The organism is Plantibacter sp. PA-3-X8, assembly GCF_003856975.1.
Lineage (GTDB): Bacteria > Actinomycetota > Actinomycetes > Actinomycetales > Microbacteriaceae > Plantibacter > Plantibacter auratus.
On sequence record NZ_CP033107.1, the window covers coordinates 3,388,755 to 3,413,052 of the forward strand.

Annotated in this window: 21 protein-coding genes; 10 read left to right on the top strand and 11 right to left on the bottom strand. The window is 69.1% G+C overall.

Translation table 11 applies throughout. The features are described from left to right. The first annotated feature begins 22 nt into the window (after positions 1-22). Together gabT and EAO79_RS15990 are read left to right on the top strand one after the other, a co-directional pair. Positions 23-1,396 carry a 4-aminobutyrate--2-oxoglutarate transaminase gene (gene gabT / locus EAO79_RS15985; RefSeq protein ID WP_121291798.1) on the top strand — a complete coding sequence of 458 codons (1,374 nt, stop codon included), beginning with the start codon at positions 23-25 and terminating at the stop codon, positions 1,394-1,396. Then, positions 1,393-2,397, top strand: coding sequence for an asparaginase (locus EAO79_RS15990; RefSeq protein WP_124769580.1), 1,005 nt, complete (start codon positions 1,393-1,395; stop codon positions 2,395-2,397). The genes gabT and EAO79_RS15990 overlap by 4 nt, the downstream gene beginning before the upstream one ends. Positions 2,398-2,428: 31 nt before the next feature. On the opposite strand, the gene EAO79_RS15995 is transcribed toward EAO79_RS15990, so the two are convergent. Both EAO79_RS15995 and EAO79_RS16000 read right to left on the bottom strand, forming a co-directional pair. After that, a complete protein-coding gene (locus tag EAO79_RS15995; RefSeq protein WP_124769581.1) occupies positions 2,429-5,479 on the bottom strand; it encodes an FtsK/SpoIIIE domain-containing protein in 3,051 nt (1,016 codons plus the stop codon). 91 nt (positions 5,480-5,570) lie between these two features. Beyond that, a complete protein-coding gene (locus tag EAO79_RS16000; protein ID WP_229939081.1) occupies positions 5,571-6,365 on the bottom strand; it encodes a PP2C family serine/threonine-protein phosphatase in 795 nt (264 codons plus the stop codon). 193 nt (positions 6,366-6,558) lie between these two features. Here EAO79_RS16000 and EAO79_RS16005 point away from each other — a divergent pair, with 193 nt between their 5' ends. The 3 genes from EAO79_RS16005 (at position 6,559) to EAO79_RS16015 (ending at position 10,021) form a co-directional block, all read left to right on the top strand. After that, complete coding sequence (locus EAO79_RS16005; RefSeq protein ID WP_064295326.1) at positions 6,559-7,041, top strand: Lrp/AsnC family transcriptional regulator; 483 nt, start codon at positions 6,559-6,561, stop codon at positions 7,039-7,041. A gap of 74 nt (positions 7,042-7,115) precedes the next feature. Then, positions 7,116-8,852 carry a HAMP domain-containing sensor histidine kinase gene (locus EAO79_RS16010; RefSeq protein ID WP_124769582.1) on the top strand — a complete coding sequence of 579 codons (1,737 nt, stop codon included), beginning with the start codon at positions 7,116-7,118 and terminating at the stop codon, positions 8,850-8,852. Continuing rightward, the gene (locus tag EAO79_RS16015; RefSeq protein ID WP_079707181.1) at positions 8,849-10,021 is read left to right on the top strand and encodes a diguanylate cyclase domain-containing protein; all 1,173 of its coding nucleotides are present in this window, start codon (positions 8,849-8,851) and stop codon (positions 10,019-10,021) included. Before EAO79_RS16010 ends, EAO79_RS16015 begins: the two co-directional genes overlap by 4 nt. 19 nt (positions 10,022-10,040) lie before the next feature. Here the strand turns inward: EAO79_RS16015 and EAO79_RS16020 are convergent, their stop codons facing one another. Continuing rightward, positions 10,041-10,679 (bottom strand): hypothetical protein, encoded by a 639-nt coding sequence (locus EAO79_RS16020; protein WP_236555493.1) that lies wholly within the window; start codon positions 10,677-10,679, stop codon positions 10,041-10,043. Between the two features lie 199 nt (positions 10,680-10,878). Between EAO79_RS16020 and EAO79_RS16025 the strand changes: the two genes are divergently transcribed. Together EAO79_RS16025 and EAO79_RS16030 are read left to right on the top strand one after the other, a co-directional pair. After that, the gene (locus EAO79_RS16025; RefSeq protein WP_079707182.1) at positions 10,879-12,375 is read left to right on the top strand and encodes a glycosyltransferase family 2 protein; all 1,497 of its coding nucleotides are present in this window, start codon (positions 10,879-10,881) and stop codon (positions 12,373-12,375) included. Next, positions 12,372-12,749: an Hpt domain-containing protein gene (locus EAO79_RS16030; protein WP_124769583.1), complete on the top strand. Its 378-nt coding sequence runs from the start codon at positions 12,372-12,374 to the stop codon at positions 12,747-12,749. The genes EAO79_RS16025 and EAO79_RS16030 overlap by 4 nt, the downstream gene beginning before the upstream one ends. A 64-nt stretch (positions 12,750-12,813) precedes the next feature. On the opposite strand, the gene EAO79_RS16035 is transcribed toward EAO79_RS16030, so the two are convergent. Both EAO79_RS16035 and EAO79_RS16040 read right to left on the bottom strand, forming a co-directional pair. Next, positions 12,814-13,746 (bottom strand): response regulator transcription factor, encoded by a 933-nt coding sequence (locus EAO79_RS16035; RefSeq protein WP_371413649.1) that lies wholly within the window; start codon positions 13,744-13,746, stop codon positions 12,814-12,816. Positions 13,747-13,801: 55 nt separating this feature from the next. Further along, a complete protein-coding gene (locus EAO79_RS16040) occupies positions 13,802-14,863 on the bottom strand; it encodes a glycoside hydrolase family 6 protein (RefSeq protein WP_161578601.1) in 1,062 nt (353 codons plus the stop codon). A 215-nt stretch (positions 14,864-15,078) separates the two neighbouring features. Between EAO79_RS16040 and EAO79_RS16045 the strand changes: the two genes are divergently transcribed. Next, a complete protein-coding gene (locus tag EAO79_RS16045; RefSeq protein WP_079707184.1) occupies positions 15,079-16,893 on the top strand; it encodes a BCCT family transporter in 1,815 nt (604 codons plus the stop codon). Between the two features lie 9 nt (positions 16,894-16,902). Here EAO79_RS16045 and EAO79_RS16050 read toward each other — a convergent pair whose 3' ends face one another. Next, the gene (locus tag EAO79_RS16050) at positions 16,903-17,871 is read right to left on the bottom strand and encodes an aldo/keto reductase (protein WP_124769585.1); all 969 of its coding nucleotides are present in this window, start codon (positions 17,869-17,871) and stop codon (positions 16,903-16,905) included. A gap of 108 nt (positions 17,872-17,979) precedes the next feature. Between EAO79_RS16050 and EAO79_RS16055 the strand changes: the two genes are divergently transcribed. Both EAO79_RS16055 and EAO79_RS16060 read left to right on the top strand, forming a co-directional pair. Next, entirely contained in the window at positions 17,980-18,528 is a 549-nt protein-coding gene (locus EAO79_RS16055; protein WP_241160909.1) for a methylated-DNA--[protein]-cysteine S-methyltransferase, read from the top strand. Further along, complete coding sequence (locus EAO79_RS16060; protein WP_124769586.1) at positions 18,525-19,112, top strand: DNA-3-methyladenine glycosylase I; 588 nt, start codon at positions 18,525-18,527, stop codon at positions 19,110-19,112. The genes EAO79_RS16055 and EAO79_RS16060 overlap by 4 nt, the downstream gene beginning before the upstream one ends. A gap of 10 nt (positions 19,113-19,122) precedes the next feature. Here EAO79_RS16060 and EAO79_RS16065 read toward each other — a convergent pair whose 3' ends face one another. From EAO79_RS16065 to atpA, 5 genes are read right to left on the bottom strand one after another with little or no spacing between them, the layout of a single operon-like run. After that, on the bottom strand, positions 19,123-19,884 hold the full coding sequence (locus EAO79_RS16065; protein ID WP_124769587.1) for a YaaA family protein: 762 nt from the start codon (positions 19,882-19,884) through the stop codon (positions 19,123-19,125). A 4-nt stretch (positions 19,885-19,888) separates the two neighbouring features. Beyond that, entirely contained in the window at positions 19,889-20,164 is a 276-nt protein-coding gene (locus EAO79_RS16070; RefSeq protein WP_064295316.1) for a F0F1 ATP synthase subunit epsilon, read from the bottom strand. 2 nt (positions 20,165-20,166) lie between these two features. Then, positions 20,167-21,633 (bottom strand): F0F1 ATP synthase subunit beta, encoded by a 1,467-nt coding sequence (gene atpD / locus EAO79_RS16075; RefSeq protein ID WP_079707188.1) that lies wholly within the window; start codon positions 21,631-21,633, stop codon positions 20,167-20,169. A 47-nt stretch (positions 21,634-21,680) separates the two neighbouring features. Further along, positions 21,681-22,574 carry a F0F1 ATP synthase subunit gamma gene (locus EAO79_RS16080; protein WP_064295314.1) on the bottom strand — a complete coding sequence of 298 codons (894 nt, stop codon included), beginning with the start codon at positions 22,572-22,574 and terminating at the stop codon, positions 21,681-21,683. A gap of 3 nt (positions 22,575-22,577) precedes the next feature. Further along, the gene (gene atpA / locus EAO79_RS16085; RefSeq protein WP_079707189.1) at positions 22,578-24,206 is read right to left on the bottom strand and encodes a F0F1 ATP synthase subunit alpha; all 1,629 of its coding nucleotides are present in this window, start codon (positions 24,204-24,206) and stop codon (positions 22,578-22,580) included. Positions 24,207-24,298: the final 92 nt, after the last annotated feature.

Here is a 24,298-nt window from a genome sequence, read left to right on the forward strand (position 1 = left end):
GGTCGCGCTACGCTGGAGGACTATGACTGACACGCTCGACACCACGGACCAGACGACCGCCTCCGCCCCCAGCGTGACGCAGGAGCGTCGCATCGTGACGGCCGTCCCGGGCCCGCGCTCGCAGGCGCTGCACGCCCGCCGGACCGCCGTCGTGTCCGATGGCGTGTCGAGTGTCCTCCCGGTGTACATCGAGCGCGCGCACGGCGCGATCGTCGTCGACGTCGACGGCAACCAGTTCATCGACCTCGGTGCCGGTATCGGTGTCACCACCATCGGCCACACGGAGTCCTCCGTGGTCGGCGCCGTCCAGGACCAGGCGGCCGACGTCCTGCACACCCTGTTCACGATCACCCCCTACGAGGAGTACGTGCGCGTCGCGGAGCTGCTCGCCGAGCACACCCCGGGCGACTTCGCGAAGAAGTCGGTGCTCGTGAACTCGGGCGCGGAGGCGGTCGAGAACGGCGTGAAGATCGCTCGCAAGTACACCGGTCGGCGGGCTGTCGCGGTGCTCGACCACGGCTACCACGGTCGCACCAACCTGACCATGGCGATGAACTACAAGGCCGCCCCCTACGCGACCGGCTACGGTCCGTTCGCCGGCGACGTCTACCACGCCCCCAACTCCTACCCCTACCACGACGGCCTGTCCGGAGCTGCGGCTGCGGCCCGCACCATCGCCTACCTCGAGAAGCGCATCGGTGCCACCGACCTCGCATGCCTCGTCGTCGAGCCGATCCAGGGCGAGGGCGGCTTCGTCGTCCCCGCGGAGGGCTACCTCCCCGCGCTCCAGGAATGGTGCACGGCCAACGGCGTCGTGTTCATCGCAGACGAGATCCAGAGCGGCATGGCGCGCACCGGCGAGTACTTCGCGAGCTCGCACTTCGGCCTCGTCCCCGACCTCGTGCTGAGCGCGAAGGGTATCGCCGGCGGTCTGCCGCTCGCGGCGGTGACGGGGCGCGCCGAGATCATGGATGCCAGCCAGCCCGGCGGGCTCGGTGGCACCTTCGGCGGTAACCCCGTCGCGTGTGCCGCGTCGGTCGCGGTCTTCGAGTCGATCGAGTCGCGCGGTCTGCTGGCCGAAGCGGATCGCATCGGTGCCACCCTGACGGCGGCGCTGCTCGAGCTCCAGGGCAAGTACGACATCATCGGCGACGTCCGCGGCATCGGCGCGATGATCGCGATGGAACTCGTCCAGCCGGGTACCGCCTCGACGACGAAGGAGCCCAACCCGGCCGCCGTCAGCGCCATCGCCGCAGCCGCCGCGCAGCAGGGCGTGCTCGTCCTCACCGCCGGCACCTACGGCAACGTCCTCCGTTTCCTCCCGAGCCTCGCCGTCTCCGACGAGCTCATCGCGGACGCGATGACGGTCATCGATCAGGCGCTCGCAGCACTGTGAGCACGGCGGTCCCCCAGACCTTCGGCGTCGCGGACGCGGTGGAGCTGGCCGTCGTCGAGCGCAGCGGCTTCATCGAGTCACGTCACGCCGGATCGGCGATCGTCCTCGGGCCGGAGGGCGAGGTCCTCGCGAGCCTCGGAGCACCGGACGCACCGGTCTTCCCCCGCTCGTGCCTCAAGCCCTTCCAGGCGATCACGATCATGAACGCCGGGGTGTCCCTCCAGGGCGCTCAGGCCGTGCTCGCGACCGCGAGCCATGCGGGCACCCGGAAGCATGTCCAGGTCGTGCGCAGTATGCTCGGCCGGGCTCGGATCGAAGACTCGGCGTTGCAGTGCCCGGCCGATTGGCCCGGTGATCGCGCGTCCCGCGACGAGCTGGTCCGGGACGGCCTCGGCACGAGCCCCCTGTACATGAACTGCTCCGGGAAGCACGCGGCCATGCTGCTCGCCTGCGCTCAGAACGGGTGGGACCAGGCGACGTACCTCGAGCCCGACCATCCGTTGCAGCTCGCCGTCCGCGACACCGTCGAGCGCTTCACCGGCGAGAAGCCCGCCGCGAGCGGGGTCGACGGCTGCGGGGCTCCGGTGTACGCGATCTCCCTGACCGGACTCGCACGTGGCATCGGACGCGTCGTCAACTCCTCCCCCACCTCGCCGTTCGCCCTGTACCGGAACGCCGGGCTGCTCACGGCGGCGGTGCTCGCCAACGGCTGGGCACTCGACGGACCCGGCCGGGCGAACACGCTCGTCATCGAACGCCTCGGCCTGTTCGCGAAGCTCGGTGCGGAAGGCGTGATGGTCATGTCGGCACCCGGCGGCGCGACCGTCGCGCTCAAGGTCCTCGACGGCTCGCTCCGGGCGTCGACGATCGTCGCCCTCCGACTACTCGTCTCGGTCGGAGCGCTCGATGCGGCCGCCGTCGACGCCCTCGAACCGGAACTCGACCTGGCCATCCACGGCGGAGCCGCCGTCGTCGGCCGGATCGCCGTCACCGCGGTCTGACCGCCCGGCCGACAGCCTCGGCCGCTTCGGGTCAGGAGCCGAGCAGGTCCACACGCATCGCCTCCTGTCCGGCCCGCCACCACCAGGCACGGCCGCTCGCATAGCCGAGGAGCGGGGGGAGTTCACGGCTCCTGGTCACCTGCCGGAAGTCGGCGGCGGAGCAGCCGTGGACCACCAGGTCGGCACCGGCTGTGCTCGGCGGAAGGTCTCGCCCGACGACCAACCGGCCCGACAGCCACGTCTCGGGGTCGACGAGGACGACGATCGCGGCGTCGTCCTCCAGGACGTCGCTCTCGACGCCCGCGACGCCCGCGAGCGGTGCGGACGGGAACAGCTGCGCTGCCGGTTCGATGAGCCGCACGCGTCGCTCCGTCCCGGTCGAGCGCTGCAGCATCGCCCGGACCGCTCCGGTCGCGCGCGTGACGATGACGGTCGCGCGTTCCGGGCTCGGCCGCCAGCGGTGGACCCCGGGCGCAGAGGACGGTGACGCCGGCGACGGTGGAGCGAGCGCGATCTGCACTTCCGAGTCCTGCCAGTGCGCGCGGCCGGCGGGTCGGCGTGGATCGAAGCAGGAGGCGGGTGCGCCGGCGACGAGATGATCCTGCCGATCGGCGAGGCGGAGGACGAGCGTGCTGCTCAGCTGAGCCGAGAACCGGTGGACCACACCACCGAGCCGGGAGGCGACGAGGACGACGCTGATCCCGCGGCGTCCCCCGTCTCGAAGCAGGCCGAGCAGTGCATCGCGGAGGGCGGCGCCGTGCTCGTCCCCGGCGGTCGCGAGGAGCGACTCCACGTCGTCGACCAGCAGGAGGGTGCGCTCGGTCGGGCGGAGCGGATCCGACAGCGCCATGACGGTGTCCCAGGCCTGCTCGGCATCCTGGCCGACGCGCTCCACGCGGAAGCGATCGCGCGCGCCGACCTCGAGCGTGTCCAGCAGGGTCGTTCGACCGGAACGTCCGGTGCCGAGCACCAGCAGCGAGCCGTCGTGCTCCGGACACCACACCGCGGGGCGTTGTGCCTGCTCCTCGGGGAGGTCCGCGAGGCCGAACACGATACCCTCCCCGGGAGGACAGTCGACACCGGTGCTCTCCGAGCCTCCGGCACGTCCCGCCTCGATCGCCGAGACAGCGCTCAAGGCCAGGCGTGCCGGCAGGGGGTCCAGCCATGGTCGCCGAGGTGCAGGCGCGTCGCGCCAGCGCTCACGGACCGCGAGGATGTCGTCGGACGTGGTGACCGCGGACTGGAACACGAGTCGTCGGTCGCCGTTCCAGACGATGCAGCGGCCCGGTGTTCCGGCCGGGATCGCGGCCGCATCGGGCACACCGAGGATCGCGGCGCTGTCGGGGCGCGAGGTGACCCGGAGCGAGAGGCGGAGCGTGCAGTTCGCGAGGATGGCGTCGGCGGCGACCGCCGCAGGACGCTGACTGCAGAGGATCAGATGCAGGCCGAGTGATCGCCCGCGGGCCGCGAGGTCGGCGAACACCTGATGGAGGTGCGGGCTCGCGTCGAGCAGTGCCTGGAACTCGTCGACGACGACGACGAGCCGTGCCGGGCGATGCTCCGGCAGGAGCACGGGGTCGAGCAGGTGCCGCGCCCCGTGTCCGGCGAGCACACGCTCGCGGTGGCGCAGCTCGGCACGCAGACTCGACACGACGCGGTCCGCCGCTCCCGGTTCGAGGTCGGTCACCATCCCGACCACGTGCGGCAGAGTCTCCACCGCTTGGAATGAGGCGCCGCCCTTGCAGTCGACGAGGAGCAGGGAGAGCTCCTGCGGCGAGCACTGCGCGGCGAGAGCCGTGATCCAGGTGATGAGCAGCTCGCTCTTGCCGCTCCCGGTCGTGCCGCCGACCAGTGCATGGGGTCCGTCCGCTCCGAGGTCCAGCAGCTGCACGCCCTCGACGCCGGTGCCGACGGCGACCCGGAGCGCATCGGGCCGCCAGTCGGATCCCACCGACGGGCGACGGCCCCGCACCGGATGCACCTGCGCGAAGGCGACGTCGGTCGGCAGACTCGAGAGGGTCGGGGACTCCCCCGTCGTGAGTGCGGCGGCGGTGAGCGCCTCGACGACGTGTTCCGCTTCGGCCTCCGCGAGCAGGGTTGGCGACACCGGCACGGACGTGGAGGCGCCGGTACCGTCGGCGAGGACGGTCTGGCCGTCGGTATCGAGGACGAGCAGGTGTCGGCAGCGGGTAGGGATGAGCTCGACGGTGTCGGACAGGGCGACGAGTACACCGCCGGTCGGCGGGCGTCCTCCCGATCGCCCCGCGGCGGACCCGACCGCTTCCCAGCGTTCGACGACCGAGACGAGGGTCGGCTCCGCCGGTCGCCCACCGGGCATCGGGTCGGCGGGGTCCGAGACCGCACGGTGTGGGAGGTCCTCGAGGAACGCCCAGGTGCGGTCGTCGGGAGCCGCGGGCTCACCGGAGAACTGCGCTGCCTGCGGCGGGAGCTGTCGGGCGAGCTGCAGGAGGATGCTGCGGGCCACCGCGCGCGCGAACACCTTCCCACCGACGATGCCGATCCCCTCGACCGCCTCGACCACGACCGGCGCCTCGGACAGCCGTGCCGCCCACTCCCATCGGTCGTCGTCCGCCCCCGCGTCCACTCGGACGGCACTCCTCGTCTCCCCTCGCCCGACGCAGACGAGCGTGCGGCGGGCCTCCGGTACCCGCCACCTGGCACGATCGGGTCCGTCGATGACCCCGAGGAGCCGACCGGCAGGGTGGAGTGCTCGCAGTTCCTCGCGTTCCTCGACGTGTGCTCGCGCGATGTCCTGCTCCAGCTCCTGCGCCGCAGCGTCATACGCCGCGCGCGCCCGCCGTCCGCGCCGACGTCTGGTCCAGCGTGCGTCGATGTAGCCGGCGACGGCGATGAGGGGCCCGAGCGCGGCGAAGACGAGGGTCACGGGTGAGCCGGTGATCGCGAACAGGGCGACCGACCCGACGACCGGGGCGAGACTTGCGAGGATCGGGAGCGACCCGGTGGGCGGCTCTGCCGGCGGGCTGGGGGCACGGAGGCGGGCCGGCGTCGTCGCGGGCCGGTGCGAGGTGGTCGCGGAGGGCGTCACGTCCGAAGGGCTCATGGCTCCACTGGAGCACCCTGCGGCCCTGACCGGCTGACGGGACGGTCCGACCGGGCGCGAAGCCCGCGCGAGCAGCGGCTGTGGAGCGGGCTCAGGAGGCGGGCTGCTCGACGCTCTCGTCGACCGCCGCGATGTCGAGCACGATGACCGAGACGTTGTCGCGTCCGCCGTTGTCGAGGGCGGCACGCAGGAGGAGTTCGGCCGCGTCGACCGGCGTGGCCCCCTCGGTCAGGAAGTACCAGATCCCGTGGTCGGTGAGTTCCTTCGTGAGCCCGTCCGAGCAGACGAGCCATCGGGCACCGGTCTCGATCGGGAAGAGCTCGACGTCAGGCACGGGGTCGTCCGACGGTCCGACGGCCCGGGTGATCATGTTGCTGTTCGGGTGGAACTCCGCCTCCTCCGGGCTGATCGCTCCCGCGCGGATCAGCTCCTGGACGATCGAGTGGTCTTCGGTGACCTGGACCAGCTCGCCGTCCTGCAGCCGGTACACCCTGGAGTCGCCGATGTTGAAGACCGCGACGCGACCCTCGCCCTCGTCGGCCGTCAGCACGACACCGGTGACGGTGGTGCCCATGCCGAGTTCGCCCTCCTCCGCGGTGTCGATCATGTCCGCGACGGCCATGCGCAGCGCGTCGACGAGGCCGTCGACGGTGAGGATCTCGGCTCCCTCGGTGGCCTTGGTCAGGCGGTGCGCGACCGCGGCACTCGCGACCTCGCCGGCGGAGTGCCCACCCATGCCGTCGGCCACGGCGAACACGGGAGGGAGCGCCACGAAGGCGTCCTCGTTCAACTCGCGTCGCTTGCCGACATCGGTCATGCCGGCCCACGCGAGTGAGACTCGACGCCCGCCGGGCAGCGTGACGATCCGTTGCCCGTGCTCGGTCACGTCTGCTCCTCTAATACGGCTGGCGGTGGCTGATGCACCCTCGACGATAGTACGGTACCGGCCGACCGCAGGACCGCCCCACCCGGCTCGGCGGATTCCGTCCGGGGATCGGCGACGACGGATCCGGACGCCGGGGTCGGTCGGTCCTGCGGATCCGCTTGCCGCGACCCGTCCACGCTGTCATGATCGACGCATGACACGAGCGAGCTCCGATGCACCGGCGAAGGCGGCGCCGCCCGACGACACCTCGAAGGCGATCATCGAGCAGCTCCAGACCGACGGACGCCGCTCCTACGCCGAGATCGGGAAGGCCGTCGGACTCAGCGAGGCCGCGGTGCGGCAACGGGTGCAGAAACTCACGGAGTCCGGCGTCATCCAGATCGTCGCGGTGACCGACCCGATGCAGCTCGGTTTCACCCGACAGGCGATGATCGGCGTCCGGGTGACCGGTGACACCCGCGTGGTCGCGGACCGCCTGTCCGCGTTGTCGGCCGTCGACTACGTCGTCCTGACCGCAGGCTCCTTCGACCTGCTGGTCGAGGTGGTCTGCGAGGACGACGAGGAACTGATCGCGCTGCTGAACGACGAGATCCGCACCGTCGACGGCGTCTCCGGAACGGAGACCTTCGTCTACCTGCGCCTGCACAAGCAGCTCTACGACTGGGGCACCCGCTAGAGGGGATCCCCGCACCGGCGCAAGCCGTCCCCAGTATCACGTTCCGCCACCCCCGACAGAGGTACGCTCAACCCATGCCCGCGAAGCCGATCGGAGAACGGACTCCCCCGTCCGGCCCGTCGGCGTCGGGTGACGCCGCCTCGGCACCCGGTCTCGCGGACACCGGGCCCACGAGAACGGGCCCGCACGCGGTCGAGGTCCCACGACGCGTCGGTCGGATGACCGGCTACAGCGCCTTCCCACAGCTGCTCTTCGGCCTCGCGGTCGTCGCCATCCTCTTCGCCACGCTCCTGTTCCAGGGCGTCGACGACAACTCGGTCCTCTTCTACATCGGGGTGATCCTGGCGTTCATCGCGACGGCGCTCGCGCCGATCGTGCCGTGGAACCAGGTGCCGCGGCTCCTCATCGCGCTCCCGATCCTCGACATCATCGCCATCGCGCTCATCCGGCAAGGCGAACCCCTGATCGGCGCGGGACTCCTCTGGGTCTTCCCGACCATCTGGATGGCGACGGCCTTCGGCCTCGCAGGTGCCGTGACCGCCATCGCGCTCGTCTGCACGTCGAGCTGGTCATCCCTCGCGATGACCCCGGGGGACATCACCATCGCCAACCTGCCGGCGCTCGTCATCCTGCCCACGGTCCTCGCGTTCGTCGCCGTCTCCACCGCGATGACCGCGAAGCGGACGGAGGCGCAGCGCGTGCTGCTGAACAAGCAGGCCGGACAGCTCGAGACCGCCCTGGGGCGTGCACAGGACCAGGAGAGCCGCCTCGCGGAGATCCTGAACGCCGTGAACTTCGGCGTCGTCCGCTTCGACCGCATCGGAGCCCGGGCGATGGTCAACCGGTTCCAGACGCGGCTGCAGGACGAGGTCGGCGAGCTGTCCGACGTCAATCCCGCACTCCCGGTGTGGGCCGAGGACGGACTGACCCTCCTCCAGCCGCAGGACAAGCCGTACATCCGTGCACGCCGTGGTGAGGAGTTCGAGAACCTCACGGTGTGGCTCGGCGCCCCCGGTACCGAGCGGATCGCCCTCGCCCTCACCTCCCGCCGCCTCTACGACCACGAGGGCGGCTACGACGGCACGGTGCTCGTCTCACGCAACGTCACGAGCGAGATCAACGCGATCCGCGCCAGGGACGACCTCGTGGCCTCCGTGTCGCACGAGCTCCGGACGCCGCTGACGTCGATCCTCGGGTACCTCGACCTCGCGCTCGACGACCCGGGGCCCCCACCGCGGGTCGCGAAGCAGCTCACGATCGCCCAGACGAACGGCGATCGACTCCTCGAACTCATCGCGGACATCCTCGCAGCCTCCCGCGACGTGAACCGGACCATGGTGCTCGAACGCTCCGAGTGCGAGCTCCGGGAGATCGTCGACCGCTCGGTCGAGTCGTTGGCGCACGTGGCCGCCGAACGGAGCATCGCCATCGTGCGCCACGACGAGGAGGCCGTGCCGTTGTTCGCCGACCCGTTCCGCCTCCGGCAGGTCGTCGACAACCTGCTCTCGAACGGCATCAAGTACAACCGGGACGGCGGCGAGCTGAGCGTCGGTGTCACCGCGGAGGGCGACACGGCCTGGGTCATCGTGCGGGACACCGGCATCGGCATCTCCGAGGAGGACCAACCGAAGCTCTTCGAGCGGTTCTTCCGCTCCGACCTCGTCCGCAACTCCACGGTGCACGGCAGCGGTCTCGGCCTCGCGATCAGTCGGGACATCGTCCGTCTGCACGGCGGCGACCTCACCGTCCACAGCGTGCTCGGTGAGGGCACGACCGCGGTCGTCCGTATTCCGAGAGGCGGCACCGAATGACCTTCGACAGCCAGACCGTCGCGGTGATCAACGCGCTCGTCATCTTCGTCTGCGGCGCGACGTTCATCGTCAACACCTTCATGCGGAAGGACGACGCGAGCGGGAGGGTGTGGTCCGTGTCCTACATGGCCGGGATGTTCACCAGCTTCTCCTACGTCGTCAGCGCCCTGAGCCAGGAGGCCTGGTGGGCGATCGCCGCCGGGAACGGTGGATACGTGCTGAGCATCGCCGCCCTGTGGTCCGGCGCGCGGCTCTTCAACGGCAAATCGAGTCTGCTCTGGGTCTCACTCATCGGGACGGCGGTCACGATCGTCGCCGCGCTCGCCGCCGGCCCCTCGGGAGGCCCCTGGGCGGGCGCGCCTGCGACGTTCCTCTGCATCGCCCTCTTCGCGGGCCTCGGCGCGGCTGAGACGCTCGTCGGCGCGATGCGGGACAACCCGACCACCCGTGGTTTCACCATCGTGCTCGGCATCGCGTCGGCGTTCTTCGCGGCTCGGCTGGTCGCACTCCTCGTGGAGGGGCCGGACGGTTCGTTGTTCACGACGCTCTTCGGGACCGTGGCCGCCTCGCTGCTGCTCATCGCGCTCCTCATCGTCGCGACCGTGGTGCTCTCGGTCCTGCGGGCCGAGCGCGCCGCACCCGCCAGCCGACGGCACGGGAGCATCGTCGCGTACACGGGCGACGACGTCCTCCTCCAGGAGTCCTTCGTCCGGATCGTCGACGACTGGCTGGAACGGGCGAACTTCCATGACGAGCAGCTCGCGATCCTCCACGTCCGGCTCGACGACCTCGATGAGATGAAGACGGCGTTCGGAGCAGCGTTCAGCAGTGAGGTCGCCGAGGGGTTCATCTCCTCGGTCCGTCGGTACGGCCCGACGCTCTCCGACATCGGCGAGGACGGCGCGGGGTGTCTCCTGATCGCGACCCCCGCAACGGACGCCGACGTCGCGCTCCAGGCGGCCAAGGGCATCCAGGACGGCCTGCTCGACCACCCCGTCGAGACCACGCCGCGCCTGCGCCCGACGGCCAGCATCGGGATCGCTCTGACCGACTACCTCGGGTACGACGTCGCCGTCCTCACGCGTGCCGCCAGCGACGCCAGCCTGCGTGCTGCAGCGTCCGGCGGGAACCGCACGGTCCTCGCCTCGTCGTCGCCGACGGGCCGCTGACGGATCGGTTCGAGCTCGGTCAGGCGGGCGGGGCGATCGCGATGGTGAGGGTGTCCACCGCAGTCTGCTTCGCATATTCGGCGGACGTCGGCGTCGCCTGCACCAGCAGCTCGTAGGTGATCGTCAAGGTGACGCCGGTCGCGGCACTGTCCACCTCGGGGAGGACGAACGTCTGGCTGTAGCTGTACGGTGCCTTGATGAGGTACCCCGGTGCCACCGTCGACTGGTCGGTGAACGGGGCAGGCGACTCCAGCTGCCCCTTCGGTCCGTGGACGGTCGTGGTGAGCGTCACCCGCGAGAGATAGAGCGCCTGGAGGTCGTCGGGGTTGAGCACGCCGCTGAGCGAGAAGCTCACCGGTTTGTTGACGTCCGCGGTCCACGCGTCCATCGACAGTGTGGACCAGTAGTCGACCGTGAGGGTGGCGGAGCCCGCCGTGAGCGTGTGCTTGGCACTCCCGCTCGCGAGTTCGTTGGTGATCGCACTCACCGTCGGCCTCGGCGTCTTCGACACGCGCGGCGAGCTGGTCGGCTGCGCGCCCGGCTCCTCCCACGGAGGCGTCCCGCAGGCGCTCAGCCCGAGGACGAGCGCGGCGGCGGTCGCGGCCTGGAGGGCGTGCCTGACGTGCCGGTTCCGGACCGGGCTTGGGTGGTTCGACATGAGGCTCCTGGCGGGTGTCGGAGGGATGATCGAGTGACCCTCGAGGGTCCGTATGACCCACGAACTGGGGCCAGCGCGAATCTTGAGGAAATCCTGAGCCGACGCTATCGCATTCACGCGCGAAAGCCGCGCCCAACGCGGCAGAGTTGCAACTGCAGCGCGAACCGTTGCACTCGACCCACTCGGAACAGGACCCCTGATGTCAGAACTCGAAGCGCGACCGGACAGCTCTCGGCCCAACGCCCAGCAGCCTGACCCTCGGTACATTCAGACGCAGCCGCTTCTCGCGCCCGAACTTGAAGCGTATGCCAACGAATTCATCGACTCGGTCAACTCGCTCCCCGAGTACCGCGCGACCATCGGGTGCATCATCCCCGCCTACAACGAGGAGGAGTCGCTGCCGGCAGTGCTCGCGTCCCTCCTCGAGCAGACGCGGATGCCCGATGTGATCCACGTGGTCATCAACAACACCACGGACCGGTCGGTCGACGTCGCCGCGCCCTACGCCGGCCCGCACTCCCGGGTCGACGAGGACGGCTACGAGCAGTTCACCGAGGTGTTCATCCACGACATCGGGAAGAACCCCGACAAGAAGGTGGGCGCGCTCAACTACGGCTTCACGCTCGTCGAAGGCTACGACTACCTGCTCGGTGTCGACGGTGACACGGTCGCCGACCCGACCGCGATCGAGTCGCTCGAAGCCGAGATCGTCTCGGACAGTCGCATCGGCGGCATCTCCGCGATCTTCTCGATCGACGACGAGCCGTTCAAGAAGCAGCTCGTCCCGGCGTTCCTCATCGCCGGCCAGCGCACGCAGTTCGCCGCGTTCAACATGCAGAACATGCTCCGAGGCCGCAACATGGCCGTGCTCGGCGGGCAGTACTCGATCTTCTCCGTCCAGGCCCTGCGCGACGCCATGGAGCAGAACCACCAGTCCACCCCGTGGGTCAAGGACTCCGAGGTGGAGGACTCGCTCCTGTCGCTGCAGATCAAGAGCGCCGGCTACCTCACGAAGATCAGCGCCCGCGCCCGTGCCGACGTCGGTGGGATGACCACGGTCCGCTCCCTCGACGCCCAGCAGGTGAAGTGGAACTACGGCGCGATCGAGCTCATGTGGCCCGGCCAGCGCGGCGACACGAAGGGGCAGCCGTTCCACCCGAACTTGCGACTGCGGTGGCTCGAGAACGCGGAGATGCTCCTCAACATCGTCACGCGCATCCTCTTCGTCGTGCTGCTCGCCGGTTCGCTGTCGATCCACGCGTTCGTGTTCAGCCCTGTGTGGCTCATCCCGCCGCTGGTCGCCATCTTCCTCAACCTGCGCATCGCGCTGTCGATGAAGAAGCGGAACGCCCGCGACATCCTCTTCGCGGTCCTCATCTTCCCGGCCGAGTTCTACATGTGGATCCGAATGGGCCACTTCATCCGTGCCTGGTCGAAGTTCGCGTCGAACAAGAAGGTCGACAACTGGGCCGAGCAGGCGAAGGCAGAACGCGGCTCGGGCAACGCGCACCTCGCGCCGCTCCTGTTCGTCCTCGCCGCCATCATCGCGATCGTCGCCGCCTGGACCCAGCTCTCCCCCGTCGTCCAGTCCACAATCCTCTGGGCGGGCTGGCCGGTCCTCGGCGTCATCACCGTGCTGCAGACGCTCAGCATGTTCGGCAAGCTCATCCGTCGTCAGCGCGGCTACCGCGTGTGACGTCCCCCGACCCGGGCACGGTCGACGCCGACGAACTGCGCAGGTTGCTCCGAGAACTCTCGGGCGACCTGCGCAGTCGTCGTCGGTTCGTCCAGACCTACGTCGAGATGTGGCCCACCCGTCTGGCACGCCTGGGAGCGGCACTCGACGCCGACGACACCGACGAGTCCAAGGTCGTCCTCCTCAGCATCCGCTCCTCCAGCGTCATGCTGGGCGTGATCGGGGTGGCCGGACTCGCGAGTGCCGGTCTCCAGGCGATCGAGCTGGGGCGACTCGAACGCGCGCGCGAGATCCACGCCTCCCTCCAGGAGGTCGGCCGTCGCAGCTGCGAACGGCTGCTCGAACTCGACGCGGCAGACGCAGCGGAATCCTGAGCTCCGTCCACCAGGCGTCGTTGGTCGCCGGCGAGGCTTCGTCGCGGTCGGGACCGCGGTGGTCTCAGTCGTCGGAGGTCATGCGGTAGCCGACGCCGCGCACCGTCTCGATGAACCGCGGGGCCACGGTGCTGTCCGCGAGCTTCCGTCGCAGGTTGGCGAGATGCACCTCGATCGCACGCTTGTCGGCTTCGCTGACGTAGTAGGCCGTGATGTAGCTCTCGCCACGGAGCATGAGCGCGAGGTCCGCCTTGCTGCGCACTCGACGGCGGGACTCCATCAGTGCCTGCAACAGGTCGAACTCGCTCCGCGTGAGGTCGACCTCGGTGCCGTCGACCTCGACGATGCGGGTGGCCGAGCTGAGCTTCAGACCGCGGTGGACGAGCCACCCCTCGCCGTCGTCGGGCGCTGCGGCAGCCGGTTGCATGATGATCGGGACGACCGACTGACCGACGGGAGCGGCATGACGCGCGACGGTCTCGTGGACGATCGTGGGGTCGGGCGACGACACCTGCTGCTGCAGCGGCGGAGTCGCGACCTGAGCGACGGGAGCCGGCGCGACCGCGGTCGGTTGCACTGGTGCCGCCGCGGCGACGGCCGGAGCATCACCGTTCGCGCGAGGCCGACGAAGCATCGCCTCGATGCGGGCACGGAGCTCGCGCGGACGGAAGGGCTTGGTCATGTAGTCGTCGGCGCCGGAGTCGAGGCCCTGCAGGGTGTCGATCTCGTCACCTCGGGCGGTCAGCATGACGATGTAGGTGGAGCTGATGGCGCGGATGCGTTTGGCAGCCTCGAAGCCGTCGATACCCGGCATGCTGACGTCGAGGGTCGTGACGAGGGGGTTGTGCCTCCGCACCGCCTCGACGCCGTCGAGACCATTCGCGGCGGACACGGTCTCGAAGCCGGCCTGCTCGAGGACGGTCTCGAGCAGTTGGCGGATGTCCGCGTCGTCTTCGATGACGACCGCGGTCCGACGTTCGCTCAGCTCTTCGGTCACGATGCCCCTACCCGTTCCACCCGTCAGCGACGTGCCGGATGTGGCCGTTGCCGACTCACCACGCGCTGAATCCCTTGGCCAGTTGCACGGCCTGCTCCGGCCACCATACCCCAGCAAGGGGGCCACCGTTGCACGCTCCGTCGCTCTCGCCGGGGGCTTTCACCCAGAGGTTCGCGTCGAGGTGTTCGGCCTGCGCGGTGAGGGGCTGCTGCCCCACCGTCCGGCCGGACGGGTTGCACCATTCGCCGTTCGAGCCGCTGCCGTTCCGAGAGGTGTCGATCACGTAATGGGCGCCGTCGAGGAGGCCGCTCAGTTCCTCCGCATAGGCGATCTCGTCCTCGGTCGTGTTGTAGTTGGAGACGTTGGTGGCGAAGCCCGTTGCGTCGGCGACACCGGCCTCCCGGAGGAGCTCGGCCATCTCGGCGGGCGGTCGCCAGTCGGAGTGGCCGCCGTCGAGGTACACGGGGACCGATGCGTCCGCGAACTGCTCGGTCGCGGCTGCAAGTTGCCGCATCCGCGCGGTGCGGTCACCGCAGTCCGGCGCGAGCGCGACGGCATCCGGTTCGAGGATGACGGCGACGCGGTGGTCCGCGACGGCGGCGACGATCTCGGCGACCCAGTCCTGGTACTCGTCGCTCGACAACCCACCGGCGGACTGGTTGCCGCAGTCCCGCTCCGGCACGCCGTAGACCGTGAAGACCGGCATGGACCCGGAGCGCTCGGCGGACCGGACGACCTCGGAGACGGTGTCCCGGACGGTTCCGATCGGGTAGCGCTCCGGCACGAGCCAGATCGCGGTCGGCTCCGCCGCGAGCCGCTCCGCCGCTGCGAGCTGTTGGGCGACGTCGCTCGGGTCGCCGTTCGAACCGCCGCTCGTCCCGGCCGTGGCGGAACTCGTCGGTTCCTCGGTCGCGGCCGCCGGATCGGCTGCGGCGGCTCGGGCGGCAAGCGAGGACGGATCGACGTACAACTGCGCTCCGTCGAACGGGCCGGCGGCGGCGTTCGGGACGCGGCTCACGAGCGACACCGCGAGCGCACCGCCGGCGAGGAGGACGGCGACGACGCCGAGGGCGACGGCCGTCCGGGTACGTCGTCGGTCGCGGGGCGTTCTCGGCACGGATCCTCCTGCATGGTCATCCGCAATTGTGCCCGACAAAGCCTCGCCACGGTGCCGATTCGCTCGAATCCGTGCCCCGAGTGGGGGTGGGCGCGATGTCCGAGAGGCACCGACGCGTCCGGGACCGCCCAGCCGCTCGACGAGCGCGCACGCCGGACTGCACACCAGGGCCCGCTGCGCAACGTTGTCCGGATCGCCGCGGCTCCCTACCCTTGATGATCGTGGCGACGCAGGGTCGCCCGCACGGCCCGAGGAGCGCACACGTGAGCACGAAGACCATCCCCACCTCCGACGCGGCGGCTGGTGACGCCCCCGCGAAGGTCATCCCCTGGGTGCTCGGGCCGGCCCTCGTGGTCATCCTCGGTGTCGCGCTGTTCTCGATCCTGCTCCCGAAACAGGCCGAGTCCGTCTTCAACGCCATCCAGTCCGGGATCATCGGAGGCCTCGGGTGGTACTACGTCCTGCTCGTCGCCGGGTTCGTCATCGTGGCGATCGTCTTCGCCGTCTCGAAGTTCGGCGACATCAAGCTCGGCAAGGACGACGACGAACCGGAGTTCTCGCTCCTGTCCTGGTTCTCCATGCTGTTCGCCGCCGGGATGGGCATCGGGCTCGTCTTCTACGGCGTCGGTGAGCCGCTCACACACTTCCTCGAGCCGCGCCCCGGGGTCACGGGCTCCCAGCAGTCCCTGGCCCAGCAGGCCATGAGTCAGACCTATCTCCACTGGGGACTCCACGCCTGGTCGATCTACGCGGTCGTGGGTGTGGCGCTGGCGTACGCCGTGCATCGCAAGGGGCGCCCGATGTCGATCCGGTGGTCGATCGAGCCGTTGCTCGGCAAGCGCGTGCAGGGCGGCTGGGGCAATGCGATCGACGCGATCGCCGTCATCGGTACCGTGTTCGGCGTCGCGACCTCGCTCGGCCTCGGTGTGCTGCAGATCTCCGCGGGGCTCGGGTACACGGGCATCGCCGAACCGAACATCGTCACGCAGGTCATCCTCATCCTCGTGATCACCGGCGTCACGATCTTCTCCCTCGTCTCCGGCGTGCACAAGGGCATGAAGTGGATCTCGAACACCAACCTCGTCCTCGCGGCGCTGCTGCTGTTCTTCGTCCTGTTCGCCGGCCCGACGCTGTTCCTCCTCCGCGAATGGGTGCAGGCCATGGGCGCCTACCTCCAGAACGTGGTCGGGCTCACCTTCAACGTCTCCGCGTACCAGGGTGCTGCGGGCGAGGCCTGGCAGTCCTCGTGGACGACCTTCTACTGGGGCTGGTGGATGTCGTGGGCGCCCTTCGTCGGCGTCTTCATCGCCCGCATCTCGAAGGGACGCACCGTGCGGCAGTTCGTGCTCGGCGTCCTGCTCGTCCCGACCCTCGTCACCTTCCTCTGGTTCGCCGTGCTCGGCGGCACCGCCATCATGCAGTCGCTGGAGGGCCGTGACTTCAGCGGCGCCGACGGCCCGGTGGATCTCAACACCGCCCTGTTCAACATGCTCGCCGGGCTCCCCGGCGGATCGATCGCGACCGTCGGTGCCCTGCTGCTCATCCTCCTGTTCTTCGTGACCTCGGCCGACTCGGGATCGCTCGTGATGGGCATGCTCACCACCGGCGGCACGGAACCGCGGAACCGGGTGCGGATCGCGTGGGCGCTCGTGACGAGCCTCCTGGCCATCTCGCTGCTGATTGCCGGCGGTCTCGCATCGATGCAGACGGCGGCCATCATCACCGCGCTGCCCTTCAGCGTCGTGATCATCCTCATGTGCATCTCGTCGTTCAAGGCATTCGGGATCGAGGTGCGACGGGAGCAGCGGGCGAAGCGCCGCCTGTTCGCCGCAGAGCTCACCGAGAGCGTCTCAGCCGACGTGAGCGAACAGCTGTCGGATCAGGTCTCGGAGCAGGTCACGGAGCACTTCGGCACGATGACCGCCCAGCTCGACCTCCGGCAGCTCGCGTCCCCGGACGCACCGGGGTCATCGGCCGCATCCACGGAACCGCAGACGCAGGACCCGGAGCAGCGCCGCTCGAAGGACTGACCGGACGGCTCAACCGACGGGGAAGCGGTCCGAGATCCAGGCCGCTTCCTCGGCGGTCGGCGACCACGCCGAACCGGCCGCGGCGTTCGCGCGGATCTGTTGCGGAGTGGTCGCACCGCCGATGACACTCGTGAGCCCGTCCTGAGCGAGCAACCAGCCGAAGGTCGCCTCGAGCATGGAGATGCCGCGCTCGTCGCAGAAGGCCTGGTAGGCCTCGATCGCGTCCCAGGGCGCCGTGTCGAGGAGGTGCTTGCGCTGGCGCATGATGCGGCTGTCGGCCGGCCCGCCGTCGCGGGAGAACTTCCCCGTGAACAGGCCGTTGTAGAGCGGGAAGTACGGGAGGAAGCCGACGCCGGCGGCGCGCATGGCCGGGAACAGCTCGCGCTCCGATCCCCGGACGAGCAGGCTGTACTCGTTCTGGGCCGAGATGAAGGCGGGGTGGCCGGCGGTGCGAGCCGCCCAGTCCGCCTCGGTCAGCTGCCAACCGGCGAAGTTCGAGTGGCCGGCGTAGCGGATCTTCCCCTCGCGGACGAGCTCGTCCAGGGCCGCGATCGTCTCCTCGATGGGCGTGAACGGGTCTGGGGTGTGCAGCTGGTACAGGTCGATCCAGTCGGTGCCCAGGCGGCGGAGCGAACCTTCGACCGCGAGCCGGATGTAGCGACGGGAGCCCTTGGCACCCCAGTTCGGGATCGGGCTCTCGTAGTCCACATGGCCGAACTTGGTCGCGAGCACGATCTCATCCCGCCGTCCGGCGATCGCCTGCCCGAGGAGTTGTTCGCTCAGCCCGTACTCCCGGCCGTAGATGTCGGCGGTGTCGAAGAGGGTGACTCCGGCGTCAATGGCCGCGTCGACGACGGCTCGCGTGCCGTCCAGGCTCTCGGTGACCGTGCCCTCGCGTCCGAAGTTGTTGCAGCCGATGCCGACAGCTGAGACGAGGAGGCCGCTGCGACCGAGTGGGCGATAGCTGAGATCAGACATGCATCCAGGCTAGCCCGACCGTCCTCCACAGGCACCCGTCGGCCCCCGACGCCGCGGCCAGGCCCACGTGACGCATCGCGCCGATCACGGGCTTCCTACGCTCGGTGCATGACCACACACCTCACCGTCACCGCTCCCGTACGCCCCTGCTCCGTCATCGCCGACCCGACCACCGAGGGCTTCCTCAGGATGCCGACGCCGGTGGGGCGGATCGAGCTCCGCTCCGTCGACGACGCGGTCTCAGCCGTGCGCTTCGAGCACCACGGGCGACTCCCCCTCGACGGCGTGGACGAACGCCCCACCGCGGTCCTCCTCGACGCCGCGGAGCAGATCGACGAGTACTTCCGCGGACGACGCACCGTGTTCGACCTCGCGCTCGTCACGACCGGCACGCCGTTCCAGCAGGCGGTCTGGTCGGCGCTCGGCGAGGTGCCGTTCGGCGACTCCATCGGGTACGGCGCCCTTGCGGCCGCGGCCGGTGCCCCGCAGGGCGGCAGGGCGGCCGGCCAGGCGGTCCGGGCGAACACCATCGCCCTCCTCATCCCCTGTCATCGCGTCCTCGGGACCGGGCGGATCGTGACGGGCTATTCTGGCGGAGACGGACCGGCCACCAAACGCTGGCTCCTCGACCACGAAGGGATCCCGTACCGCCGATGAGTCCAGCCTCCCCGACCATCGTCGGCACCGACGGCCTGACCCGCTGCGCCTGGGCCGGGACGGACGCGGAGTACCAGCGCTATCACGACGAGGAGTGGGGCGTACCGCTCCACGGACAGCGGCAGGTTTTCGAGAAGATCAGTCTCGAAGGGTTCCAGGCCGGGCTCTCCTGGATCACGATCCTCCGGAAGCGACCGGCTTTCCGGGAACGGTTCCACGGCTTCGACCTCGACGCCGTCGCAGCGATGACGGAGGCGGATGTCGAGAGCCTGCTCGAGGACGCCCGGATCATCCGGCACCGCGGGAAGATCAACGCGGTCATCGGCAATGCCCGCACCGCCCTCGAGCTGGGCGACGACCTGGACGAGCTCCTCTGGAGCTTCGCTCCCGCGCCACGGCACGCACGGTTCGCCCAGTGGACGGAGGTTCCCGCGGTGACCCCCGAGTCCACCGCGCTCAGCGCCCACCTGCGGAAGCGCGGCTACCGGTTCGTCGGCCCGACGACGATGTACGCCCTCATGCAGTCCGGAGGCCTCGTCGACGACCACCTCGTCGGCTGCTGGCGCTCCGAGAGCACTCCCTGATCCGGAGGGATCAGACGACGAGGGCGAGCTCCGTCACCCGACCGTCGTCGGCACGGGAGTGGATATCGAGCACCCAGCCGGTCGACCGCGCCCACTCGAGCAACGAGTCGACATCAGGGTGGTCGACACCGGCCTCCAGCAGCGCGCGGGTGAACCGGCCCTTGCCCTGCTTGTTGAAGTGGTTGAGCGCACGACGGCGGCCATCGTCACCGACCGTGAGCACACGCAGGTAGACGGCACCGACGCGGTCCGGCAACGGCCCGAGCGACGCGTAGCCTTCCGAGCGCAGGTCCAGCAAGACACCCCGGACGGCGTCCAGCTCTCGCGCGACCGGCACCGCCCAGTGACGCTTCAGGACGAACCCGGGGAGCCTGGAGTCGTGGGAGAGCCGATACGCCGGAATGGGATCGAGCGCGCCGACCGGGCCGAGCAACGCCGAGTGCACGACCAGGTGCTCAGCGGCGAAGCGTCGCGCGTCCGCTGAGAGCGTGGCACCATCGAGCGCGTCGTACAGCACCCCCGCGTACCGGTCGATCGCCGGCATTGTCGAAGACGTCGCCGCCACGCGGTTGCGCTGGACCTCACCGAGCTGCTTGGGGCCGAGCTTCAGCGCCTTCACCGTCGCGGCCTCATCGGCAGCGAGCGACACCAGGGCGCCGAGGCAATCATTCCGGGACGAGGAGAGCCCTGGAAACCGCAGCAGGGCGGTGTCCAGGGCTCGTCCGTCGCCGCCGTCCCGCTTCGTCTCCGAAGGGGGAAGGAGGATCAGCACTGAATCAGGAGCTGGTCACGAGCGTGGCGTTGCCGGCCACGACGGTGACGGTGTTGTTCTCGACCGACAGGAAGCCGTCTTCAGCGTTCGCGACGATCTTCGAGCCGTCTTCGAGCGTGACACGGACCTCACCGGCGGCGAGGATGGCCAGCATCGGCTCGTGGCCGGGCAGGATACCGATCTCGCCGTCGACGGTCTTCGCGATCAGCTGGCGTGCCGGGCCGGACCACACTTCGTGGTCGGCCGCGACGACGCTCACGGTCAGAGGAGCGGAAGCCATGCTTAGCCGTTGTCCTTCTGGATCTGAGCCCACTTCTCTTCGACGTCGGTGATGGAACCGACGTTGAAGAAGGCCTGCTCGGCGACGTGGTCGAACTCACCCTTGGCGATGGCGTCGAACGACTCGATGGTGTCCTTCAGCGGGACGGTCGAGCCCTCGACACCGGTGAACTTCTTCGCCATGTAGGTGTTCTGCGAGAGGAACTGCTGGATCCGGCGCGCACGCGACACCGTGATCTTGTCTTCCTCGGAGAGCTCGTCGACACCGAGGATGGCGATGATCTCCTGCAGTTCCTTGTTCTTCTGGAGGATCTGCTTGACCGTGGTGGCGACGCGGTAGTGGTCGGCACCCAGGTAGCGGGGGTCGAGGATACGGCTCGTCGAGGTCAGCGGGTCGACGGCCGGGTACAGACCCTTCGACGCGATCTCACGGGAGAGCTCGGTCGTCGCGTCGAGGTGCGCGAAGGTGGTCGCCGGTGCCGGGTCGGTGTAGTCGTCGGCGGGGACGTAGATCGCCTGCAGCGAGGTGATCGAGTGACCACGCGTCGAGGTGATGCGCTCCTGGAGGAGACCCATCTCGTCGGCGAGGTTCGGCTGGTAGCCCACGGCGGACGGCATGCGACCGAGCAGGGTCGACACCTCGGAACCGGCCTGGGTGAAGCGGAAGATGTTGTCGATGAAGAGCAGCACGTCCTGCTTCTGGACGTCGCGGAAGTACTCCGCCATCGTCAGCGCGGAGAGGGCGACGCGCAGACGCGTTCCCGGCGGCTCGTCCATCTGGCCGAACACGAGGGCCGTCTTCTCGAAGACACCCGCCTCTTCCATCTCGTGGATGAGGTCGTTGCCCTCACGGGTGCGCTCACCGACACCGGCGAACACCGACACACCACCGTGGTCCTGCGCGACGCGCTGGATCATCTCCTGGATGAGGACGGTCTTGCCGACACCGGCACCACCGAAGAGACCGATCTTGCCGCCGAGGACGTACGGCGTCAGGAGGTCGATGACCTTGATGCCGGTCTCGAACAGCTGCGTCTTCGACTCGAGCTGGTCGAAGGGCGGCGGCTGACGGTGGATCGGCCAGCGCTCGGTGATCTCGATCTGCTCGCCGGGCTCGGCGTTGAGCACCTCGCCGATGACGTTGAAGACCTTGCCCTTGGTGACGTCGCCGACGGGCACCGAGATGGGCGAACCCGTGTCGGTGACCTCCTGGCCGCGGACGAGGCCGTCCGTGGGGTTCAGGGCGATGGCGCGGACGAGGTCGTCACCGAGGTGCTGTGCGACCTCGAGCGTGAGGACCATCGTCTGCTCGCCGATCACGACGCTGGTCTTCAGGGCGTTGTAGATGCCCGGAATCGCGTCGTGCGGGAACTCGATGTCGACGACCGGGCCGGTGACGCGCGAGATGCGGCCGACGGCGCCGGCCTTCACCTCTGCAGCGCCCTGCTCGGCAGTTGCGGTGGGAGTCATGTTCTTCTCTTCTCTGTCTCTACAGATACGTGTGCGTGTTGCGATGACTAGGACGAGAGCGCGTCTGCGCCGCCAACGATTTCGGAAATCTGCTGGGTGATCTCGGCCTGCCTCGCGTTGTTGCGGAGGCGGGTGTAGTCGGTGATGAGCTTGTCGGCGTTGTCGCTGGCCGACTTCATCGCCTTCTGCGTCGCGGCGTGCTTCGCGGCGGAGGACTGCAACAGCGCGTTGAAGATCCGGCTCTCGATGTAGTTCGGGAGCAGTGCATCGAGCACGCTCTCCGCATCCGGCTCGAACTCGTACAGCGGCAGCACAGCGGTGTCGGTGGGCTCCTCGACGCCTTCGACGACCTCGAGCGGCAGGAGACGGACGACCTCGGGGGTCTGCGTCATCATGCTCACGAGGCGGTTGTAGACGATGTGGATCTCGTCGACGCCACCCTCGGAGGCGTCCGTGAGGAACGCCTTGAGGATGGACTCGCTGATCTCCTGCGCCGTGGCGAAGTCGGGGTTCTCCGTGTTGCCGACCCACTCCCCTGCAGCCTGCATCCGTCGGAACGTGAAGTAGGCGACGGCCTTGCGGCCCACGAGGTAGTGCGTGACGTCCTTGCCCTGGCTGCGCAGGAGCTCGGTCAGCTCGGCGGCCTCACGGAGGACCTGCGAGTTGAAGGCGCCGGCGAGGCCTCGGTCGGATGCGAACACGACGACCGCAGCCCGCTCAACCTTCTCCGGCTCGGTCGTGAGCACGTGGTCGACGTTGGAGTACGTCGCGACGGCGGACACGGCACGAGTGATCGCACGAGAATAGGGTCCGGATGCCGCCACCCGCGCCTGCGCCTTCTGGATGCGCGACGCGGCGATGAGCTCCATCGCCTTCGTGATCTTCTTGGTCGTCTGCGCAGACTTGATCTTCTGCGTGTAGACCCGGAGTTGAGCGCCCATGGACTAGCGGCGACCCTTCACGATCTTCTCCTGGTTGACGTCTTCAACCGGGAGCTCCTCGACCTGCTCCGAACCGAGGGCAGCGCCCTCGCCCGTCTGGAACTCGAGCTTGAACTGGTCGACAGCGGCATCGAGCTTCGAGACGGTGTCGTCGTCGAGCACGTTCGTGTCGCGCAGCGTGGTGAGGACCTCGGTGTTCCGACCCAGGTAGTCGAGCAGTTCGCGCTCGAAGCGGAGGACGTCCTCGACCGGGACGTCGTCCAGCTTGCCCTTGGTTCCGGCCCAGATCGAGACGACCTGCTCCTCGACGGGGTACGGCGAGTACTGCGGCTGCTTGAGCAGCTCGGTGAGGCGGGCACCACGGGCGAGCTGACGGCGGCTGGCCGCGTCGAGGTCGGATGCGAACATCGCGAACGCCTCGAGCGAGCGGTACTGCGCGAGCTCGAGCTTCAGCGTTCCGGAGACCTTCTTGATGCTCTTCACCTGAGCGTCACCACCGACGCGCGAGACGGAGATACCGACGTCGACCGCGGGGCGCTGGTTGGAGTTGAAGAGATCGGACTGCAGGAAGATCTGGCCGTCGGTGATGGAGATCACGTTGGTCGGGATGTACGCGGAGACGTCGTTCGCCTTGGTCTCGATGATGGGCAGACCCGTCATCGACCCGGCGCCGAGCTCGTCGGACAGCTTCGCGCAACGCTCCAGCAGACGGGAGTGGAGGTAGAAGACGTCACCCGGGTAGGCCTCGCGTCCCGGCGGACGACGGAGGAGGAGCGAGACGGCACGGTAGGCCTCGGCCTGCTTCGACAGGTCGTCGAAGATGATCAGGACGTGCTTGCCCTCGTACATCCAGTGCTGGCCGATGGCCGAACCGGTGTAGGGGGCGAGGTACTTGAAGCCGGCCGGGTCGGACGCAGGCGAGGCGACGATCGTCGTGTACTCGAGCGCGCCGGCCTCTTCCAGCGCACCCTTGACGGAGGCGATGGTCGAGCCCTTCTGGCCGATGGCGACGTAGATGCAGCGGACCTGCTTGTTGACGTCGCCCGAGTCCCAGTTGGCCTTCTGGTTGATGATGGTGTCGATCGCGATGGCGGTCTTGCCGGTCTGGCGGTCGCCGATGATGAGCTGGCGCTGGCCGCGGCCGACGGGGATCATGGCGTCGATCGCCTTGATGCCGGTCTGGAGCGGCTCGTGCACCGACTTGCGCTGCATGACGCCCGGAGCCTGGAGCTCCAGTGCGCGGCGGCCGGTGCTGGCGATCTCGCCGAGGCCGTCGATCGGGTTGCCGAGCGTGTCGACGACACGGCCGAGGTAGCCGTCGCCGACGGGGACCGAGAGGACCTCGCCCGTGCGGGTGACGTCCATGCCTTCGACGATCTCGTCGAACTCACCGAGGACGACGACGCCGATCTCGTGCTCGTCGAGGTTGAGCGCAAGACCGAGGGTGCCGTTCGCGAAGCGGAGGAGCTCGTTCGCCATGGCGCCCGGGAGGCCCTCGACGTGGGCGATGCCGTCAGCGGCATCGATCACGCGTCCGACCTCGGTGGCCGCGGCGGTGCCGGGCTCGTAGGCCTTGACGAAGTCCTTGAGAGCATCCCGGATCTCGTCTGGGCTGATCGTGAGTTCTGCCATCATGTTCCTTTTGGTTGTGGAACCCGGGGGTTCCGAGAGGTGCGATCCGTCAGGATCAACGTCTTGAGTTGTGGAGACCGTCGGGCCGGTCC

Bases quoted from the DNA above. Each gene is read 5' to 3' on its own strand.
- gabT (WP_121291798.1), top strand. From the start codon at position 23: ATGACTGACACGCTCGACACCACGGACCAGACGACCGCCTCCGCCCCC.
- EAO79_RS15995 (WP_124769581.1), bottom strand. From the start codon at position 5,479: ATGAGCCCTTCGGACGTGACGCCCTCCGCGACCACCTCGCACCGGCCC.
- EAO79_RS16005 (WP_064295326.1), top strand. From the start codon at position 6,559: ATGACACGAGCGAGCTCCGATGCACCGGCGAAGGCGGCGCCGCCCGAC.
- EAO79_RS16010 (WP_124769582.1), top strand. From the start codon at position 7,116: ATGCCCGCGAAGCCGATCGGAGAACGGACTCCCCCGTCCGGCCCGTCG.
- EAO79_RS16015 (WP_079707181.1), top strand. From the start codon at position 8,849: ATGACCTTCGACAGCCAGACCGTCGCGGTGATCAACGCGCTCGTCATC.
- EAO79_RS16020 (WP_236555493.1), bottom strand. From the start codon at position 10,679: ATGTCGAACCACCCAAGCCCGGTCCGGAACCGGCACGTCAGGCACGCC.
- EAO79_RS16025 (WP_079707182.1), top strand. From the start codon at position 10,879: ATGTCAGAACTCGAAGCGCGACCGGACAGCTCTCGGCCCAACGCCCAG.
- EAO79_RS16045 (WP_079707184.1), top strand. From the start codon at position 15,079: ATGATCGTGGCGACGCAGGGTCGCCCGCACGGCCCGAGGAGCGCACAC.
- EAO79_RS16050 (WP_124769585.1), bottom strand. From the start codon at position 17,871: ATGTCTGATCTCAGCTATCGCCCACTCGGTCGCAGCGGCCTCCTCGTC.
- EAO79_RS16055 (WP_241160909.1), top strand. From the start codon at position 17,980: ATGACCACACACCTCACCGTCACCGCTCCCGTACGCCCCTGCTCCGTC.
- EAO79_RS16060 (WP_124769586.1), top strand. From the start codon at position 18,525: ATGAGTCCAGCCTCCCCGACCATCGTCGGCACCGACGGCCTGACCCGC.
- EAO79_RS16070 (WP_064295316.1), bottom strand. From the start codon at position 20,164: ATGGCTTCCGCTCCTCTGACCGTGAGCGTCGTCGCGGCCGACCACGAA.
- atpD (WP_079707188.1), bottom strand. From the start codon at position 21,633: ATGACTCCCACCGCAACTGCCGAGCAGGGCGCTGCAGAGGTGAAGGCC.
- EAO79_RS16080 (WP_064295314.1), bottom strand. From the start codon at position 22,574: ATGGGCGCTCAACTCCGGGTCTACACGCAGAAGATCAAGTCTGCGCAG.
- atpA (WP_079707189.1), bottom strand. From the start codon at position 24,206: ATGGCAGAACTCACGATCAGCCCAGACGAGATCCGGGATGCTCTCAAG.